General features: G+C 39.6%; 15 protein-coding genes and 1 riboswitch. Of the genes, 13 read left to right on the top strand and 2 right to left on the bottom strand.

Annotation, left to right across the window (positions count from 1 at the left end; all coding sequences use genetic code 11):
• Positions 1 to 30: 30 nt before the first annotated feature.
• From M3226_RS06455 to M3226_RS06435, 5 genes are all read left to right on the top strand, one after another.
• A complete protein-coding gene (locus M3226_RS06455; RefSeq protein WP_251563675.1) occupies positions 31 to 804 on the top strand; it encodes an electron transfer flavoprotein subunit beta/FixA family protein in 774 nt (257 codons plus the stop codon).
• Positions 805 to 843: 39 nt separating this feature from the next.
• The gene (locus M3226_RS06450) at positions 844 to 1821 is read left to right on the top strand and encodes an electron transfer flavoprotein subunit alpha/FixB family protein (protein ID WP_251563673.1); all 978 of its coding nucleotides are present in this window, start codon (positions 844 to 846) and stop codon (positions 1819 to 1821) included.
• A 207-nt stretch (positions 1822 to 2028) separates the two neighbouring features.
• On the top strand, positions 2029 to 2343 hold the full coding sequence (trxA, locus tag M3226_RS06445) for a thioredoxin (protein WP_251563671.1): 315 nt from the start codon (positions 2029 to 2031) through the stop codon (positions 2341 to 2343).
• 283 nt (positions 2344 to 2626) lie between these two features.
• Positions 2627 to 4399 carry an excinuclease ABC subunit UvrC gene (gene uvrC / locus M3226_RS06440; RefSeq protein ID WP_251563669.1) on the top strand — a complete coding sequence of 591 codons (1773 nt, stop codon included), beginning with the start codon at positions 2627 to 2629 and terminating at the stop codon, positions 4397 to 4399.
• A 66-nt stretch (positions 4400 to 4465) separates the two neighbouring features.
• A riboswitch (Lysine riboswitch) is annotated at positions 4466 to 4643 on the top strand.
• Between the two features lie 117 nt (positions 4644 to 4760).
• Complete coding sequence (locus M3226_RS06435; protein ID WP_251563667.1) at positions 4761 to 5981, top strand: aspartate kinase; 1221 nt, start codon at positions 4761 to 4763, stop codon at positions 5979 to 5981.
• A 121-nt stretch (positions 5982 to 6102) separates the two neighbouring features.
• Here M3226_RS06435 and M3226_RS06430 read toward each other — a convergent pair whose 3' ends face one another.
• Entirely contained in the window at positions 6103 to 6582 is a 480-nt protein-coding gene (locus tag M3226_RS06430) for a YslB family protein (RefSeq protein ID WP_251563665.1), read from the bottom strand.
• A gap of 426 nt (positions 6583 to 7008) precedes the next feature.
• Between M3226_RS06430 and M3226_RS06425 the strand changes: the two genes are divergently transcribed.
• The 6 genes from M3226_RS06425 to M3226_RS06400 all read left to right on the top strand — a co-directional run bounded on the left by M3226_RS06425 (position 7009) and on the right by M3226_RS06400 (position 13439).
• Entirely contained in the window at positions 7009 to 7620 is a 612-nt protein-coding gene (locus tag M3226_RS06425) for a succinate dehydrogenase cytochrome b558 subunit (protein ID WP_098526906.1), read from the top strand.
• Positions 7621 to 7672: 52 nt separating this feature from the next.
• Entirely contained in the window at positions 7673 to 9424 is a 1752-nt protein-coding gene (sdhA, locus tag M3226_RS06420) for a succinate dehydrogenase flavoprotein subunit (RefSeq protein ID WP_251563663.1), read from the top strand.
• Between the two features lie 21 nt (positions 9425 to 9445).
• The gene (gene sdhB / locus M3226_RS06415; protein ID WP_144564368.1) at positions 9446 to 10210 is read left to right on the top strand and encodes a succinate dehydrogenase iron-sulfur subunit; all 765 of its coding nucleotides are present in this window, start codon (positions 9446 to 9448) and stop codon (positions 10208 to 10210) included.
• A 139-nt stretch (positions 10211 to 10349) separates the two neighbouring features.
• Positions 10350 to 10934: a class D sortase gene (locus M3226_RS06410; protein WP_251563661.1), complete on the top strand. Its 585-nt coding sequence runs from the start codon at positions 10350 to 10352 to the stop codon at positions 10932 to 10934.
• Positions 10935 to 11101: 167 nt separating this feature from the next.
• Positions 11102 to 11326, top strand: a complete 225-nt coding sequence (gene gerE / locus M3226_RS06405; protein ID WP_007087335.1) for a spore germination transcription factor GerE — start codon at positions 11102 to 11104, stop codon at positions 11324 to 11326.
• A gap of 256 nt (positions 11327 to 11582) precedes the next feature.
• The gene (locus tag M3226_RS06400) at positions 11583 to 13439 is read left to right on the top strand and encodes a PAS domain S-box protein (RefSeq protein WP_251563659.1); all 1857 of its coding nucleotides are present in this window, start codon (positions 11583 to 11585) and stop codon (positions 13437 to 13439) included.
• A gap of 349 nt (positions 13440 to 13788) precedes the next feature.
• Here M3226_RS06400 and M3226_RS06395 read toward each other — a convergent pair whose 3' ends face one another.
• Positions 13789 to 14091 (bottom strand): HesB/YadR/YfhF family protein, encoded by a 303-nt coding sequence (locus M3226_RS06395; RefSeq protein ID WP_251563657.1) that lies wholly within the window; start codon positions 14089 to 14091, stop codon positions 13789 to 13791.
• A 245-nt stretch (positions 14092 to 14336) separates the two neighbouring features.
• Between M3226_RS06395 and M3226_RS06390 the strand changes: the two genes are divergently transcribed.
• Complete coding sequence (locus tag M3226_RS06390) at positions 14337 to 14786, top strand: MarR family winged helix-turn-helix transcriptional regulator (protein WP_251563655.1); 450 nt, start codon at positions 14337 to 14339, stop codon at positions 14784 to 14786.
• Positions 14787 to 14802: 16 nt separating this feature from the next.
• Complete coding sequence (gene racE, locus M3226_RS06385) at positions 14803 to 15597, top strand: glutamate racemase (RefSeq protein WP_285857746.1); 795 nt, start codon at positions 14803 to 14805, stop codon at positions 15595 to 15597.
• The last annotated feature ends 91 nt before the right edge of the window (positions 15598 to 15688 follow it).

The following is a 15688-nucleotide window of genomic DNA, read 5'->3' as shown; positions in this document are numbered from 1 at the left end:
TAATGTTTGAAATTTACTAGGAGGGAAACCATGAACATTTATGTATTAATGAAAAGAACCTTTGATACGGAAGAAAAGATTACCATTTCCGGCGGCAAGATTAACGAGGATGGTGCAGAATTCATTATCAATCCATATGATGAATATGCCATTGAAGAAGCGATTCAAGTCCGCGATGCCCATGGCGGTGAAGTGACCGTTATTTCAGTTGGGAATGAGGAAGCTGAAAAGCAATTACGCACTGCTCTTGCGATGGGTGCAGACAAGGCCGTTTTAATTAATATCGAAGATGATGTAGAAAATGGGGACCAATTTACCACTGCGAAAATTCTAGCAGAATACTTAAAGGATAAAAAAGCCGATTTAATATTAGGCGGCAATGTCGCGATTGATGGCGGTTCAGGCCAAGTGGGTCCGCGTGTGGCCGAACTTCTTAACATTCCTTACGTTACAACCATTACAAAGTTAGAAATCAATGGAACAAAGATAACGGTAACTCGTGATGTTGAGGGAGATGCAGAGGTGATTGAAACGAGCCTGCCGCTTTTGGTTACAGCACAGCAAGGCCTTAATGAGCCACGCTACCCTTCGCTTCCAGGTATCATGAAGGCAAAGAAAAAGCCGCTTGAAGAATTAGAGTTAGATGATCTCGATCTTGAGGAAGACGATGTCGAAGCCAAAACCAAAACAATTGAAATTTACTTGCCGCCTAAAAAAGAAGCTGGCAAGGTTTTAGCAGGCGATTTAAATGACCAAGTGAAAGAGCTGGTTCATCTTCTTCATACAGAAGCGAAAGTAATCTAATCCATTCACATAAAAATTGTTTTTCAGGAGGGTAATCGAATGTCGAGAAAAGTATTGGTACTAGGAGAAGTTCGTGACGGATCATTACGTAATGTTTCTTTCGAAGCAATTGCTGCAGCGAAAACAGTCGCAGAGGGCGGAGAAGTTGTTGGAGTTTTAGTCGGCGAATCTGTAAGCGCTTTAGGTGCTGAGCTGATTCATGGTGGAGCAGACCGCGTGGTGGTTGTAGAGAACGAGAAATTAAAGCAATATACATCTGACGGTTTTGCCCAAGCCTTATTAGCAGTGATTGACCAAGAAAAACCGGAAGGATTAGTGTTAGGGCATACGTCCTTAGGAAAGGATTTAGCGCCGCGTATAGCCGGTAAACTTTCTTCCGGGCTTATTTCTGACGCTACGGCTGTTGATGCGGCGGGTGGAAATATTGTGTTTACTAGACCAATTTACTCCGGTAAAGCATTTGAAAAGAAAATTGTGACTGATGGGTTGATTTTTGCGACTGTCCGTCCGAATAATATCACACCATCCGTAAAGGATGAAAGTAAAACAGGTGAGGTCACTTCACTGTCTGTTGATATCAAGGACCTTCGAGCCATTATCAAAGACGTGGTAAGAAAAGCAAGTGAGGGTGTAGATTTAAGTGAAGCAAAGGTCGTAATCTCTGGCGGACGCGGTGTAAAAAGTGCGGAAGGATTTGCGCCATTAAAGGAATTAGCAAATGTATTAGGAGGAGCGGTTGGGGCTTCTCGTGGCGCCTGTGATGCTGACTATTGTGATTACTCCTTGCAAATAGGCCAGACCGGTAAGGTAGTTACACCAGATTTATATATTGCCTGCGGTATTTCAGGTGCGATTCAGCACTTAGCGGGAATGTCCAATTCCAAGGTCATTGTAGCGATTAACAAAGACCCAGAAGCTAACATTTTTAAAGTAGCTGATTACGGTATTGTTGGTGATTTATTCGAAGTCGTGCCACTGTTAACAGAAGAATTTAAAAAACTAAAAGTTCATTCTTAATAAACTAAAGCTTGGCTAGTTTACTAACGGAAATACAGGTCAATACTAAAAAGCGGGCGGTGTATGGCTCGCTTTTTTACATGGTTATGAATAGAATACTTACAGTAAAAAAGGGAAAATTATTTGCGAGACATATTATTAGCGTGATATGACAAACAAATGATATACTTTCCGTAGTATTCCAGTATTTTAAGGAGGTCAATATAAATGGCTATTTCACACGTAACAGATCAAAATTTTTCTGCTGAAACAGGTTCAGGTCTTGTGCTCGTAGATTTTTGGGCACCATGGTGCGGACCTTGTAAAATGATTGCACCAGTTCTTGAAGAACTTGACGCAGAAATGGGCGGAAAAGTAAAAATCACTAAGCTTGATGTAGATGAAAACCCACAAACTGCTGCTAACTTTGGTGTTATGAGCATTCCAACATTGTTGGTATTAAAAAACGGTGAAGTGGTTGATAAAGTAGTCGGCTTCCAACCTAAAGATGCTTTAGCAAGTGTATTAGAAAAGCACGTATAAGTTAAACAAGTAAGAACCTCAAGCTCTTAGGCCTGAGGTTCTTTTCTTTTAAAAAATGACATATAACTTTGAGAATTGTCCAGCGACAGCGCCTAGGGGCTCGGGGTCATAAGTCAATCCGTCAAGTAGGCTAAAGAACAGCCGCTCGCCGGCTCGTCTTATCCCTGTCGCCCCTGAAAAAGGCGCTTCCGCTTTTTTTTTACAATAGTCTCCTACTTCCCTTTATTCTAACTTTGCATTAGAATTTATAAGATATGATATAGAAGACGGAGGAGTGGCAGGAATGAATGAAATTATTAAGCAAAAATTGACCCTGCTGCCTGATCAGCCTGGCTGCTACTTAATGAAAGACCGTCAGGGAACGATAATATATGTGGGGAAAGCGAAAGTGTTAAAGAACCGTGTTCGCTCTTATTTTAACGGTTCTCATGATGGGAAGACATTAAGACTAGTCAATGAAATCGAGGACTTTGAGTATATTGTTACCTCTTCAAATATAGAAGCGCTTCTTCTTGAATTAAACCTGATCAAGAAATACGACCCAAAATATAACATCATGCTAAAGGATGACAAAACCTATCCGTTTATTAAATTAACAGCGGAAAGACATCCGAAATTAATTATTACGAGAAAAGTAAAAAAGGATAAGGGGAAATACTTTGGGCCCTATCCAAATGTCGGGGCGGCAAACGAAACAAAAAAGCTGCTCGACCGAATTTATCCGCTGCGTAAGTGCTCTACCCTTCCTGACAGGGTATGCTTGTACTACCATTTAGGACAGTGCCTGGCGCCTTGTGTAAATGAAGTAAATGAAGACCAATATAAACAAATGACGGATGAGATTACCCGTTTTTTAAATGGCGGCTATAAAGAAATTAAAAATGAGCTAACGGAAAGAATGACCGCGGCGGCTGAAGAACTTGATTTTGAACGAGCTAAGGAGTTCCGAGATAAAATTGTCCACATTGAGACTATTATGGAAAAGCAAAAAATCACGATGACCGATTTTACAGACCGTGATGTGTTTGGCTATGCAGTCGACAAGGGCTGGATGTGTGTTCAAGTCTTTTTTGTCCGCCAAGGTAAGTTGATTGAGCGGGACGTCTCGATGTTCCCAATCTATAATGAACCTGAGGAAGAAATCTTAACATTCCTTGGTCAATTCTATACGAAGGCAAATCATTTTAAGCCAAAGGAGATCCTTATCCAAGATGAGGTCGATCTACATTTGGCAGAGCAGTTGCTGGAAGTAAAAGTCCTGCAGCCACAAAGAGGGGCCAAAAAGGACCTGGTTAAAATGGCCATTAAAAATGCTAATATCGCCTTAATGGAAAAATTTTCACTCATTGAAAAAGATGAGGAAAGAACAATTAAGGCCGTTGAAAATTTGGGAGAGCTCCTCGGGATTTATACCCCGCACCGAATTGAGTCATTTGATAACTCCAATATCCAAGGGACGGACCCTGTATCAGCGATGGTTGTTTTTACAGATGGAAAAGCGAACAAACGCGAATATCGAAAATATAAAATAAAATCGGTAAAAGGTCCGGATGATTATGAATCCATGCGGGAAGTCACTAGGAGACGATATTCGAGAGCCCTAAAAGATAATCTTCCGCTGCCGGACTTAATTATTATTGATGGCGGTAAAGGACATGTTGAGGCTGTACGGGATGTTCTAGAAAATGAACTTGGTTTAGATATTCCGCTTTCAGGTCTTGTGAAGGATGAGAAGCACCGCACTTCACAGCTTCTCTATGGAAATCCGCTCCAAATTGTCCCATTAGCACGGAATAGCCAAGAATTTTATTTACTGCAGCGAATTCAGGATGAAGTCCACCGTTTCGCAATTACTTTCCACCGGCAAATCCGCGGGAAAAGTGCGTTTCAATCATTACTCGACGATATCCCGGGAATTGGTGAAAAGCGCAAAAAATTATTATTAAAGCAGTTTGGTTCAGTGAAAAAAATGAAGGAAGCTACGCTGGAGGAATTTACTGCACTTGGTATTCCTACAAATGTGGCAGAAGAATTAATCGAAAAACTTCGTTCATAATTATTGTCATAAAATAATGAACATGCTATAATGGTAAAAATTTAATCAGTCACTTTATCGTACTAAAGTGAAGGTAGAGGTGCGAAATTCAATAGTAATGATTCTGAGAAGGATGAGCTTCAATGAAGAATCATGAAAGGGAAGGTTCGCCGAAGTGAAGAAGGACTCATATCCTTTTTTTGCTGGTTCTGTATTGAAGAAATCCAGAATTGTCAAGACGGTGTCTTGGAGAGCTATCTTACGTTGTTTGTACAGGAATTTATTTCTTCGTGTTCAAAAAGCAATGAGATGCCCTTCTCATTGCTTTTTTTTATTTTACTAGCATACTAGTTACAGCAAAATGGAAAGTAGGGGAAAAAGGATGGGTTTAGTTGTTCAAAAATTTGGCGGTACTTCTGTTGGAAGTGTTGAAAGAATTTTAAATGTTGCGGCATGTGTAAGTGAGGAGAAAGAGAAGGGCAATGATGTCGTTGTTGTTGTTTCTGCGATGGGAAAGTCAACCGACCAGCTTGTAAGCCTGGCCAAGGATATAACGAAGGAGCCTAGCAAACGAGAAATGGATATGCTCTTGTCTACAGGCGAGCAGGTTACCATTGCATTACTTTCCATGGCTTTACAACAACGAGGGCTTGAGGCAGTTTCCTTCACAGGCTGGCAGGCAGGAATCGTTACTGAACCTGTTCATGGTAATGCCCGGATTGCGAAAATCAATCCTGAGGCAATTCAAGCTCAAGTTTCTACTGGAAAGGTTGTCATCGTCGCGGGTTTCCAAGGTGTTACCGAGGATGGCGAAATTACGACATTAGGCCGCGGCGGTTCAGATACAACCGCAGTTGCTTTAGCAGCAGCACTAAACGCTGATAAATGTGATATTTATACGGATGTAACAGGCGTGTTTACGACAGACCCAAGATATGTAAAAGATGCTAGGAAACTATTATCCGTTTCTTATGATGAAATGCTTGAGTTAGCCAATTTAGGCGCAGGTGTGCTCCATCCAAGAGCAGTTGAGTTTGCGAAAAACTATAAAGTACAGCTTGTTGTCAGATCTAGCATGGAAAAAGAAGAAGGAACAGTTATTGAGGAGGAAGCAACAATGGAACAAAATCTAGTGGTACGCGGTGTGGCATTTGAGGACGAAATTACAAGAGTTACCGTATTAGGTTTGACAAACTCGCTTACAAGTCTATCAACAATTTTCACCACTTTAGCCCAGAATCATCTTAATGTAGATATTATTATTCAAAGTACAACCGAAGCTGGAAGTGCTAATCTGTCATTCTCAATCCATACGAATGATCTATTAGAAACAGTGAAGGTACTTGAAGAGAATAAAACAGAACTTGGCTATGAACAGCTCGATGCAGAAAATAAATTAGCTAAGGTTTCGATTGTCGGCTCAGGAATGATTTCCAATCCAGGTGTCGCAGCCAAGATGTTTAAGGTTCTCGCTGAAAACGATGTCCAAATTAAAATGGTCAGCACCTCCGAAATCAAAGTATCAGCCGTAGTGGAAGAAAAAAATATGCTAAAAGCAGTTGAAGCCCTGCATGCAGCATTCGAACTAGGCCAACAACAATAAGATCGTATAATATAGTAAAAATAATAAAAGTAATAAAAATAATAAAAATGGTGTCAGGCACCGAAAGGTAAGCTGACACCATTTTTATCACCGTTATAGAATAATTTGATAGGGTTCTGGGTTACTCGATGTAGTCTTTAATGTCCCATTTGACGGTGAATTGTACTTTGTTTCCTTTTTTGACGGGATGTTCGAAGGCTTCAGCGATGGCTTCCTTTTGAAGCTCCATTTGCTGGGCGAGAAAGCCTGCTTCAAGCTGGAAGAAATGCTCGGCCTTTGATTTTACCCTTGAAACAAGTAATGGGCTCAACAGTTCAATCTCAATCTCGTTTTTTGTTTCTTTTTTTATTTCCAGCTGGCCCCATGAGGCATTGTGGAAAAAGGTAACAACCTCATCAAAATTAGCTAATGGGTATTTCCGCGCCAGCCGTTTGCCTGCCCAATATAATATTTCTGGTGTATCCTTGCCAAGAATCTCGGGCAGAAGGATTTCCCTAATTAATTCATATCCGAATATCGATATGGTGCGTGGTTCAGATGTCTGTTCAGCTATATTTTCAGCTGTGTTCAAACACACATCGACAACAGTACTTTCTTTCAATATGCTTCCCCTCTTTCTATCATTCTATTATATACAATTTGAGGCGGATTTCAGTACCGTTTTATTTGTAATAAACAAATTATCCTGCAATATTTAATCCTATTTTTCATCATAATTATTATTTCCGAATACATATAATTTCTAACAGTTAGATGTTGGAAATTGATTGAAGGATATTGTTGTATTACATAACAAAACGCATAAAACTCAGCTGTTATAGAGGTCTATTATAATATCAATATATTTTAAAAATTTTCTATTTTTGCTAAAGAATCTGTATCCGTTTTCTTGACGCTCTTAAATGATGGGAGTAAAATGAACATGTCACATAATTGTCACAGTGGTGACAATTAAGGATTTGTAAGGAAATATAAAAAAGGTTACAGTAAAAAAACATTTTTTAAAACTAAAAGGGGGGTAAAAATAATGGCGGGTAATCGTGAGTTTGTTAATCGCAGATTGCACTCATTACTTGGAGTTATTCCGATCGGAGTATTCCTGACGCAGCACTTAATCGTCAACCATTTTGTAACAGGGGGACCTGAATCTTTTAATAAGGCTTCAAACTTTATGGGAAGTCTTCCTTTCAAGATTGTCCTCGAAACAGTAATTATTTATTTACCTTTGTTATACCATGCCATCTATGGACTTTATATTGCTTTTACAGCAAATAGTAATGTTAATAGATTTGGTACTTTCAGAAACTGGATGTACTTACTTCAGCGTATCACAGGCGTCATTACATTGATCTTTATTGCGTGGCATGTATGGCAAACACGTGTGGCGGCTGCATTGGGGACTGAAGTCAACTATGACATGATGCATGATATTCTATCATCACCATTTATGTTTGGTTTCTATTTAGTAGGAATTCTTTCAGCAATTTTTCACTTTGCCAATGGTTTATGGTCATTCTTAGTTAGCTGGGGTATTACGGTATCACCACGTTCACAACGGATTACTACTTACGTGACGATCGGTGTGTTTGTCATTCTTTCATTAATTAGTATTCAAACATTAATAGCATTCGTATCTTAATAGATTATAAGTCGTAAAAAATTGTATTTTGGATTAAGGGAGTGAGTCACGAATGGGTAAAGGTAAAGTGATTGTAGTCGGCGGCGGCCTTGCAGGCTTAATGGCTACTATCAAAGTGGCAGAATCAGGAACACCGGTAGAGCTTTTTTCGCTAGTACCGGTTAAACGTTCTCACTCTGTTTGTGCCCAAGGTGGTATTAATGGAGCAGTAAATACAAAAGGTGAAGGAGATTCACCGTGGATTCACTTTGACGATACTATTTATGGCGGAGATTTCTTAGCGAATCAGCCGCCAGTTAAAGCGATGTGTGATGCAGCACCTGGAATTATTAATCTCTTTGACCGGATGGGTGTTATGTTTAACCGTACGCCTGAAGGTTTACTAGATTTTCGTCGCTTTGGTGGAACACAGCATCACCGGACAGCATTTGCCGGAGCAACAACTGGGCAGCAGCTTCTTTATGCACTTGATGAGCAGGTTCGCCGCCATGAAGTGGATGGCTTGGTTACTAAATATGAAGGCTGGGAATTCCTTGGTGCGGTTCTCGATGATGAGGAAGTGTGCCGCGGGGTTGTCTGCCAAAACTTAAAAACAATGGAAATCAAATCATTTGCTGCTGATGCTGTCATAATGGCAACCGGAGGCCCTGGGATTATTTTTGGAAAATCAACTAACTCCGTAATTAACACAGGATCAGCTGCATCGATCGTTTATCAGCAAGGCGCCTACTATGCAAATGGTGAAATGATTCAAATCCATCCAACTGCTATTCCTGGTGATGATAAGCTTCGTTTAATGAGCGAATCTGCACGTGGTGAAGGCGGTCGTATTTGGACATATAAAGATGGAAAACCTTGGTACTTCTTGGAGGAAAAATATCCTGCCTACGGAAACCTTGTACCACGTGATATTGCAACACGTGAAATTTTTGATGTATGTGTACGTCAAAAACTTGGAATTAATGGTGAAAACATGGTATTCCTTGATCTATCTCACAAGGATCCGCATGAATTAGACGTAAAACTTGGTGGGATTATCGAGATTTATGAAAAATTTATGGGTGATAACCCACGTAAAGTACCAATGAAGATTTTCCCTGCGGTTCACTACTCAATGGGTGGACTATGGGTGGATTATGATCAGATGACAAGCATTAAAGGTTTATTTGCTGCTGGTGAGTGTGACTATTCACAGCACGGTGCAAACCGTCTTGGTGCAAACTCCTTGTTATCAGCTGTTTACGGCGGAATGGTGGCAGGACCTAATGTTGTTAAATATATTGAAGGACTTGAAAAGAGTTCAGATGCCATTTCTTCTACTGTATTTGATCGTCATGTGAAAGAACAGGAAGAAAAATGGAATAATGTTATGTCTTTAGATGGTACGGAAAATGCTTATGTACTTCATAAAGAGCTTGGCGAATGGATGACTGATAACGTAACGGTTGTCCGTTATAATGACAAGCTATTAAAAACCGATGAAAAGATTCAAGAACTATTGGAGCGTTATCAAAACATCAATATCAATGATACATCGAAATGGAGCAACCAAGGGGCAGCTTTCACAAGACAATTACAGAACATGCTGCAATTGGCCCGTGTTATTACCATCGGTGCTTATAATCGAAATGAGAGCCGCGGTGCTCATTATAAGCCTGATTTCCCTGAGCGGAATGATGAGGAATTTATGAAAACGACAATGGCTAAATTCGTTGATGCTAAAACTGCTCCAGCTTTCCATTACGAAGAGATCGACGTTTCGTTAATTAAGCCAAGGAAGCGCGATTACACAACAAAACATTAATAGAAAGGGGAGTAGGGAAACATGTCTGAAAATAAAAAGGTAACTTTTATCATTACTCGTCAAGATAGCCCAGATGCTGCTCCTTATGAGGAGACATTCGAAATTCCATACCGTCCGAATATGAACGTTATTTCGGCATTGATGGAAATACGTAAAAATCCAGTAAATGCCCAGGGGAAAACGACCACTCCAGTCACTTGGGAAATGAACTGCCTTGAAGAGGTTTGCGGTGCATGTTCAATGGTTATTAACGGGAAGCCTCGTCAATCTTGTTCGGCATTAGTTGATCAATTAGAGCAGCCAATCCGCTTAGCGCCAATGAAAACCTTCCCTGTTGTCCGTGACCTTTCAGTTGACCGGAGCAGAATGTTTGATTCGTTGAAAAAGGTAAAAGCATGGATTCCAATTGATGGAACTTATGATTTGGGACCTGGCCCTCGGATGCCTGAAAGAAAACGTCAGTGGGCATATGAACTTTCTAAGTGTATGACCTGCGGTGTTTGTTTAGAAGCTTGTCCAAATGTGAATAGTAAAACAAACTTCATGGGACCAGCTGTATTTAACCAAGTTCGTTTATTCAACGCTCATCCAACCGGCGAAATGAACGCGGCAGAACGTTTAAATGCTTTTATGGAGGATGGCGGTATGCAGGGCTGCGGTAACTCTCAAAACTGCGTACAAGCTTGTCCGAAAGGAATTCCAATTACAACTTCTATTGCAGCAGTTAACCGAGCTGCAACCATGCAAGCATTTAGAAACTTCTTCGGAAGCGACAGCGGTAACTAACATTATATTGAATCTTAGAGACCTTCTTTTCTGTTTAGGAAAGAAGGTTTTTCTTTTGGATCGGCAATAGTTCATTAGTCCAATCGTCTTAATTTTGATATACTTGAACAAATGACCTTATTAAAGGAAGGTATTGAAAGTGAAAAGAAAATTTCCCTTTTTTCTAATTATCATCGGACTCATTTTTGTATGTGCCGGTGTTTGGCAATATGCTCATACACAAGTAAAATCCACTACGGCTCTCCAGCAAGCGAAGAAAATCATCAGCCAGAAACAGCCGGTTGCTGCGGATAAGAAGAAATTAGACAACCGTACACCTCCCACAACAGGAGATACCATTGGAATTTTAAGCATTCCAAAAATTAAAGCGGAATTGGCCATTGTGGAAGGGACAGACCCGGATGATCTTGAAAAGGGCGTAGGCCATTATAAAGGTTCTTACTTTCCGGGTGATAAGGGGCAAATCGTACTGTCGGGTCATCGGGATACGGTTTTTCGAAAATTAGGCGAGTTAAAAATAGGTAATCATTTAAAGATGCAGATGCCGTACGGGAATTACACATACGAGATCACTCGTACTAAAATTGTTAAATCAAACGATAAATCCATTATTACCTTACAGAAACAGCAAGAAGAATTAATCCTGACAACGTGTTATCCGTTTCATTATGTTGGAAATGCACCAAAACGATATATCATTTTTGCAAAAATAATTAACTCCTAAACAAAGGATAATAAAAAGTTGGAATAATTTTGTGATTTTTTCATAAAAACCCACTCCTTTAGGTTAAATATAGTCACTCCATTTGTATCGTTTACATAAGATATCGTGACTAAATATATACCCATCCCACGATACATTACTGGCGAAGGCAAGGAGGGTTACATTACTTGAAGGAGAATGATTATAATCACAAGCCATTACTCACCAAACGGGAAAGAGAAGTATTCGAATTATTAGTACAAGACAAAACAACGAAAGAAATCGCTGGTGAATTATTTATAAGCGAAAAAACAGTTAGGAATCACATTTCAAATGCCATGCAAAAGCTTGGTGTTAAGGGGCGTTCACAAGCTGTTGTAGAGCTCCTTCGAATGGGAGAGCTAGAACTTTAATAATGTGACCGGCTTCCATTTGGAGGCCGGTTCATTTTTAGGAAAAAGTTTTTTTAGAAAAATAAAATCTGCTTTATCCATGGGCCATTCTCTGTAAAAGTCCTGTGAATTCTTTCTTGTTGGGCTGGTTTAGAAGATAACATAAGTTAATGGAAAATAGTAGAAATCTATTGAAAGTTTTATCAGTAAAACTTACAATGAAGGTTAGAATGGTAATATAGGCATTATCATGGGAGAAAGGAACGGAAAGAGAAAGATGAACAGTCCTGTTGAAGCGATTAAAAGTGAAAAAAGAATGCTTTTATTAAAATATTTGGAAGAAAACCACAGCAGATATGAGACACTATTTTCCTGCAATGAAGATGGCATTTTTGTATTGGATATAGAAGGGCATGTTGTTCAATCAAATCCGGCATTTCAACAATTAACAGGTTATTCACATGCGGAAACGGACAAGTTAAGACTTCAATTTCTTTTTCCAATCGACCATATCAATAAGGTGTTCCATCATTTTAGTAATGCGGTAGTAGGCCGTTTTTCAAACTTTGATACGAAAATCATTACGAACATCGGCCAAATCCTTGATTTAAATATAACGTTTATCCCAATCAGTGAAGATGACCAAATCGTCGGGGTTAGAGCAGTCGGGAAAGACATAACCGAATTAAAAAGAAAAAAAGAAGAAATAAGAAAAATTGAAGAGATGCAGCGTGTATTAACAGATAATATTTTAGATGTCATAGTGAGTACGAATTTGCAAGGGGAAATTGTTTACGTATCTCCTTCCTGTGAATATATTCTAGGGTTTGAGCAAAATGAAGTAATAAAAGAAAATTTATTATCATTTGTCCATCCAGATGATGTTGAAAAAGCTTATCAGAGCCGGAAAATGGTGCTCGACAGCCAAGAAAGTGGACGAGACTGCTACCGTATCCGGAAAAAAAGCGGTGAATATTTGTGGGTGGAATCACTTTGTAAACCGATCATCGCCCATGATACCCTTCATGTTTTAGAGATTGTCAGTGTCATAAGAGATGTAACAGAACGGAAAAAGGGTGAAGAAGAAGCAAAAAAACGGGAAGAGACCTATCGCGATTTAGTAGAGCATTCACCTGATGCCGTTATTATTGCGAAAGATTCTGAGATTCTTTTTATAAATGATACAGGTGCTAGGTTATTTGGGGCAAAGGATAAAAAGGATATTCTAAACAAGTCAATCGGTGCAATTATACATCCTGATTTTCACCAGATTGCTAGAGAGCGGGAAATCATGGTAATGGAAGGAAATATCACCGAATTTATCGAGTATAAATTGCTGCGTTTGGACGGTACAGCCTTTGTTGCCGAAGTGAAAGGAATTCCGACCTTTTACCAAAATAATCCTGCAAGACATATTATCATACGGGACGTAACGGAACGGAAAAAAACGCACGAACTCTTGCTTAACTCCGAAAAATTGAATGTGGCAGGACAATTGGCTGCTGGAATTGCTCATGAAGTGCGAAACCCGCTTACTGCAATCAAAGGGTTTCTTCAGTTAATGGAGTCTGAAAGTGAAGGAAATAAATCTTATTTCGATATTATTGAATCAGAAATGGACAGAATTGAATTAATCCTAAGCGAGCTTTTAGTCCTAGCCAAACCACATGAATTAAAATTTGGACCGATTGACCTCATCACCCTGCTAGAGAATGTCAAGACGCTAATTGATACTCAGGCTGTTATAAATGGAATTCGAATTGAGACGAAATATAATTATCAAAATTTTACGATTAATAGCGATAAGAATCAGCTAAAACAGGTGTTTATTAATATTTTAAAAAATGCAGTTGAAGCCATGCCTAAAGGTGGATTTATCACGATTGAAGTAAAACAGTACGGTTGTAATATGGTGAAAATTTTCTTTAAGGACACTGGATTTGGGATGTCACCTGAAATCCTAAAACGTGTTGGAGAGCCATTTTTTACAACCAAAGAGGAAGGCACCGGACTTGGCATCATGATTTCTAAACAAATTATCGAAAACCATGGCGGAACGATCAACATTTGGAGTGATGAGCAGGGAACCATCATAGAAGTGATCTTACCGATTGCGAGTGAAAGGCTTCATTAACAACACGTAGAAATAAAAACCGGCATCATGTTAAGATGCCGGTTTTCAATAGGATTTTAAGGTAATATAGAATGACTTTGAAAATTGTCCAGCCTCAGCGTCTTAGCGGCAAGACGCCTTCGCGCTCCGCCCTACGATAAGTCAACAGGAAAAAGCTAAAGCTCTTCGTGTTGTCTAGCTCCAGCGCCTAGGGGCCCCTGGTCAAGGCGCTTATGCTTTTCGGTTTTCCTTTATCTCAGTTGGAGCGCTTCATAAGGGAAGGCTTCGGCAGCTTAAGCATCGCACGAAGGAAAAGCGATAGCTTTTTCGAGGAGGCCATACGCCGCTGACCAGGGCGCTTCCGCATTTCTTATTCCCCTGGTAAGGTATAGCTAAATTCTAATTCATCCACTTGTTTATTGTAATCCACAAATAGATCATGTCCATTAAAAAACCATAAATCGGAGCTTTCAATAAAGAAGGTCAGACCTTCTTTTTCAGTCTTAACGCCCATGTCTATTGGCTCGTTATCGACAGTAAATGCAAGTGAAAACCCTTCTTGAACGGGGCTGCTTCCGTAAATTTTAACATAGAATCTTACGTTATCGCCTTTTTTCAATTCTACTTCTTCCTTAAACCATTGTATGGCTGCAGTACTCAAACCTATTTCCATTTTTGTCTCACCTTTGTTTTAAATTTCAGATATGAACATATTATGAACTAATCTGTTAAAATTAATTTATTATAGCATTTGATTCAATTTATAGCTTTCCAAGAGTGTTGAAAAAAAGAGTTTCAGCTTGAAATTTTAGCAGAAAAAGTAGAAAATAAGTACAAGCTTTAAGACTATCAGCTTGGTTCCGCGGTTATTATCTAGATTCGTCTTGAGGAGAAGCAAAATATGGGAGTGTATACAAAATGGAACTCGAAAACCCACAAAAAGTTACAGTGGATATGATCGCTAATATTGAAAAGGACTTACGTTATATTTCTGGTATCATTAAGCAAAAGGGCAGGGAAATGTTAAGTCAATATAAAATTACTCCTCCACAATTCGTAGCCTTGCAATGGCTATTTGAAGACGGTGACATGACCATCGGCGAGCTTTCAAATAAAATGTATTTGGCTTGCAGCACCACGACAGATTTAGTGGACAGGATGGAAAAAAATGTACTCGTTGAGCGGGTAAAAGATCCAAACGACCGGCGTGTGGTCAGGATTCACTTACTGGAAGAAGGAAAAAGAATCATTGATGAAGTAATCAAGAAGCGTCAAGCGTACTTGGATGAGATGTTAAAAAATTATACGATGGATCAAATCTTACTTCTACAATCCAGCTTGAGCAAACTTCATCAAGAAATGCGTTAAAAAGAGGCGAGAATTTTTGAAACAACCAATCGGTGTTATTGATTCTGGTGTCGGTGGACTAACCGTTGCCAAAGAGATGATGCGGCAGCTTCCCAATGAGAAAATTATTTATTTGGGTGACACGGCGCGCTGCCCGTATGGTCCTAGATCAAGGAAGGAAGTAAAAAGGTTTACTTGGGAATTGACCAATTTCCTATTAGAAAAAAATATTAAGATGCTTGTCATTGCCTGTAATACAGCAACCGCTGCTGCACTGGATGAAATTCGCAAGGAATTACGGATTCCGGTTATTGGAGTTATTAATCCTGGGGCAAGAGCTGCCATTAAGCGGACAAAAAACTATCGGGTCGGGATCATTGGTACCATCGGAACAGTCAAAAGCGGGGCCTATGAAAAAGCTCTAAAATCACTCAACAGCAGGCTGTTTGTCACTAGTCATGCATGTCCGAAATTTGTTCCTCTTGTTGAAAGTGGTGAATACTCGGGAGCGATTGCTGAGAGAATCGTAGATGAATCTTTACAACCGCTTTTGGATCAAAATTTAGATACTTTAATATTGGGCTGCACCCATTATCCATTGCTCGAACCCCTTATTAAAAAGGTAATGGGTGAAAAGGTACATGTCATTAGCTCAGGGGACGAAACCGCACGAGAAGTAAGCGCCATTCTCCAATATAATGATTTACTCGACACCTGTGAAGAAGAACCAGAGCACGAATATTATACAACAGGCTCTAAATGGATTTTCTCAAAAATTGCTTCACAGTGGCTCGGCACCCATGTTGACAATGTTAATAAAATAAAACTTTAAAAGGAGCTCCCGGTTAGGGGCTCCTTTTATAATGGGAAAAATTTTTATTTGTTAAGCGGGTCTATTTTTACTTAGGGCTCGTATACATGAT

The organism is Neobacillus cucumis (genome assembly GCF_023715505.1).
The sequence above is the reverse complement of the archived record's forward strand: the minus strand, read 5'-3'. Positions and strand labels throughout refer to the sequence as shown.

Excerpts from the sequence above, each read along its gene's own strand:
- M3226_RS06455 (WP_251563675.1), top strand. The coding sequence starts at position 31 with ATGAACATTTATGTATTAATGAAAAGAACCTTTGATACGGAAGAAAAG.
- M3226_RS06450 (WP_251563673.1), top strand. The coding sequence starts at position 844 with ATGTCGAGAAAAGTATTGGTACTAGGAGAAGTTCGTGACGGATCATTA.
- trxA (WP_251563671.1), top strand. The coding sequence starts at position 2,029 with ATGGCTATTTCACACGTAACAGATCAAAATTTTTCTGCTGAAACAGGT.
- uvrC (WP_251563669.1), top strand. The coding sequence starts at position 2,627 with ATGAATGAAATTATTAAGCAAAAATTGACCCTGCTGCCTGATCAGCCT.
- M3226_RS06435 (WP_251563667.1), top strand. The coding sequence starts at position 4,761 with ATGGGTTTAGTTGTTCAAAAATTTGGCGGTACTTCTGTTGGAAGTGTT.
- M3226_RS06425 (WP_098526906.1), top strand. The coding sequence starts at position 7,009 with ATGGCGGGTAATCGTGAGTTTGTTAATCGCAGATTGCACTCATTACTT.
- sdhA (WP_251563663.1), top strand. The coding sequence starts at position 7,673 with ATGGGTAAAGGTAAAGTGATTGTAGTCGGCGGCGGCCTTGCAGGCTTA.
- sdhB (WP_144564368.1), top strand. The coding sequence starts at position 9,446 with ATGTCTGAAAATAAAAAGGTAACTTTTATCATTACTCGTCAAGATAGC.
- M3226_RS06400 (WP_251563659.1), top strand. The coding sequence starts at position 11,583 with ATGAACAGTCCTGTTGAAGCGATTAAAAGTGAAAAAAGAATGCTTTTA.
- M3226_RS06395 (WP_251563657.1), bottom strand. The coding sequence starts at position 14,091 with ATGGAAATAGGTTTGAGTACTGCAGCCATACAATGGTTTAAGGAAGAA.
- M3226_RS06390 (WP_251563655.1), top strand. The coding sequence starts at position 14,337 with ATGGAACTCGAAAACCCACAAAAAGTTACAGTGGATATGATCGCTAAT.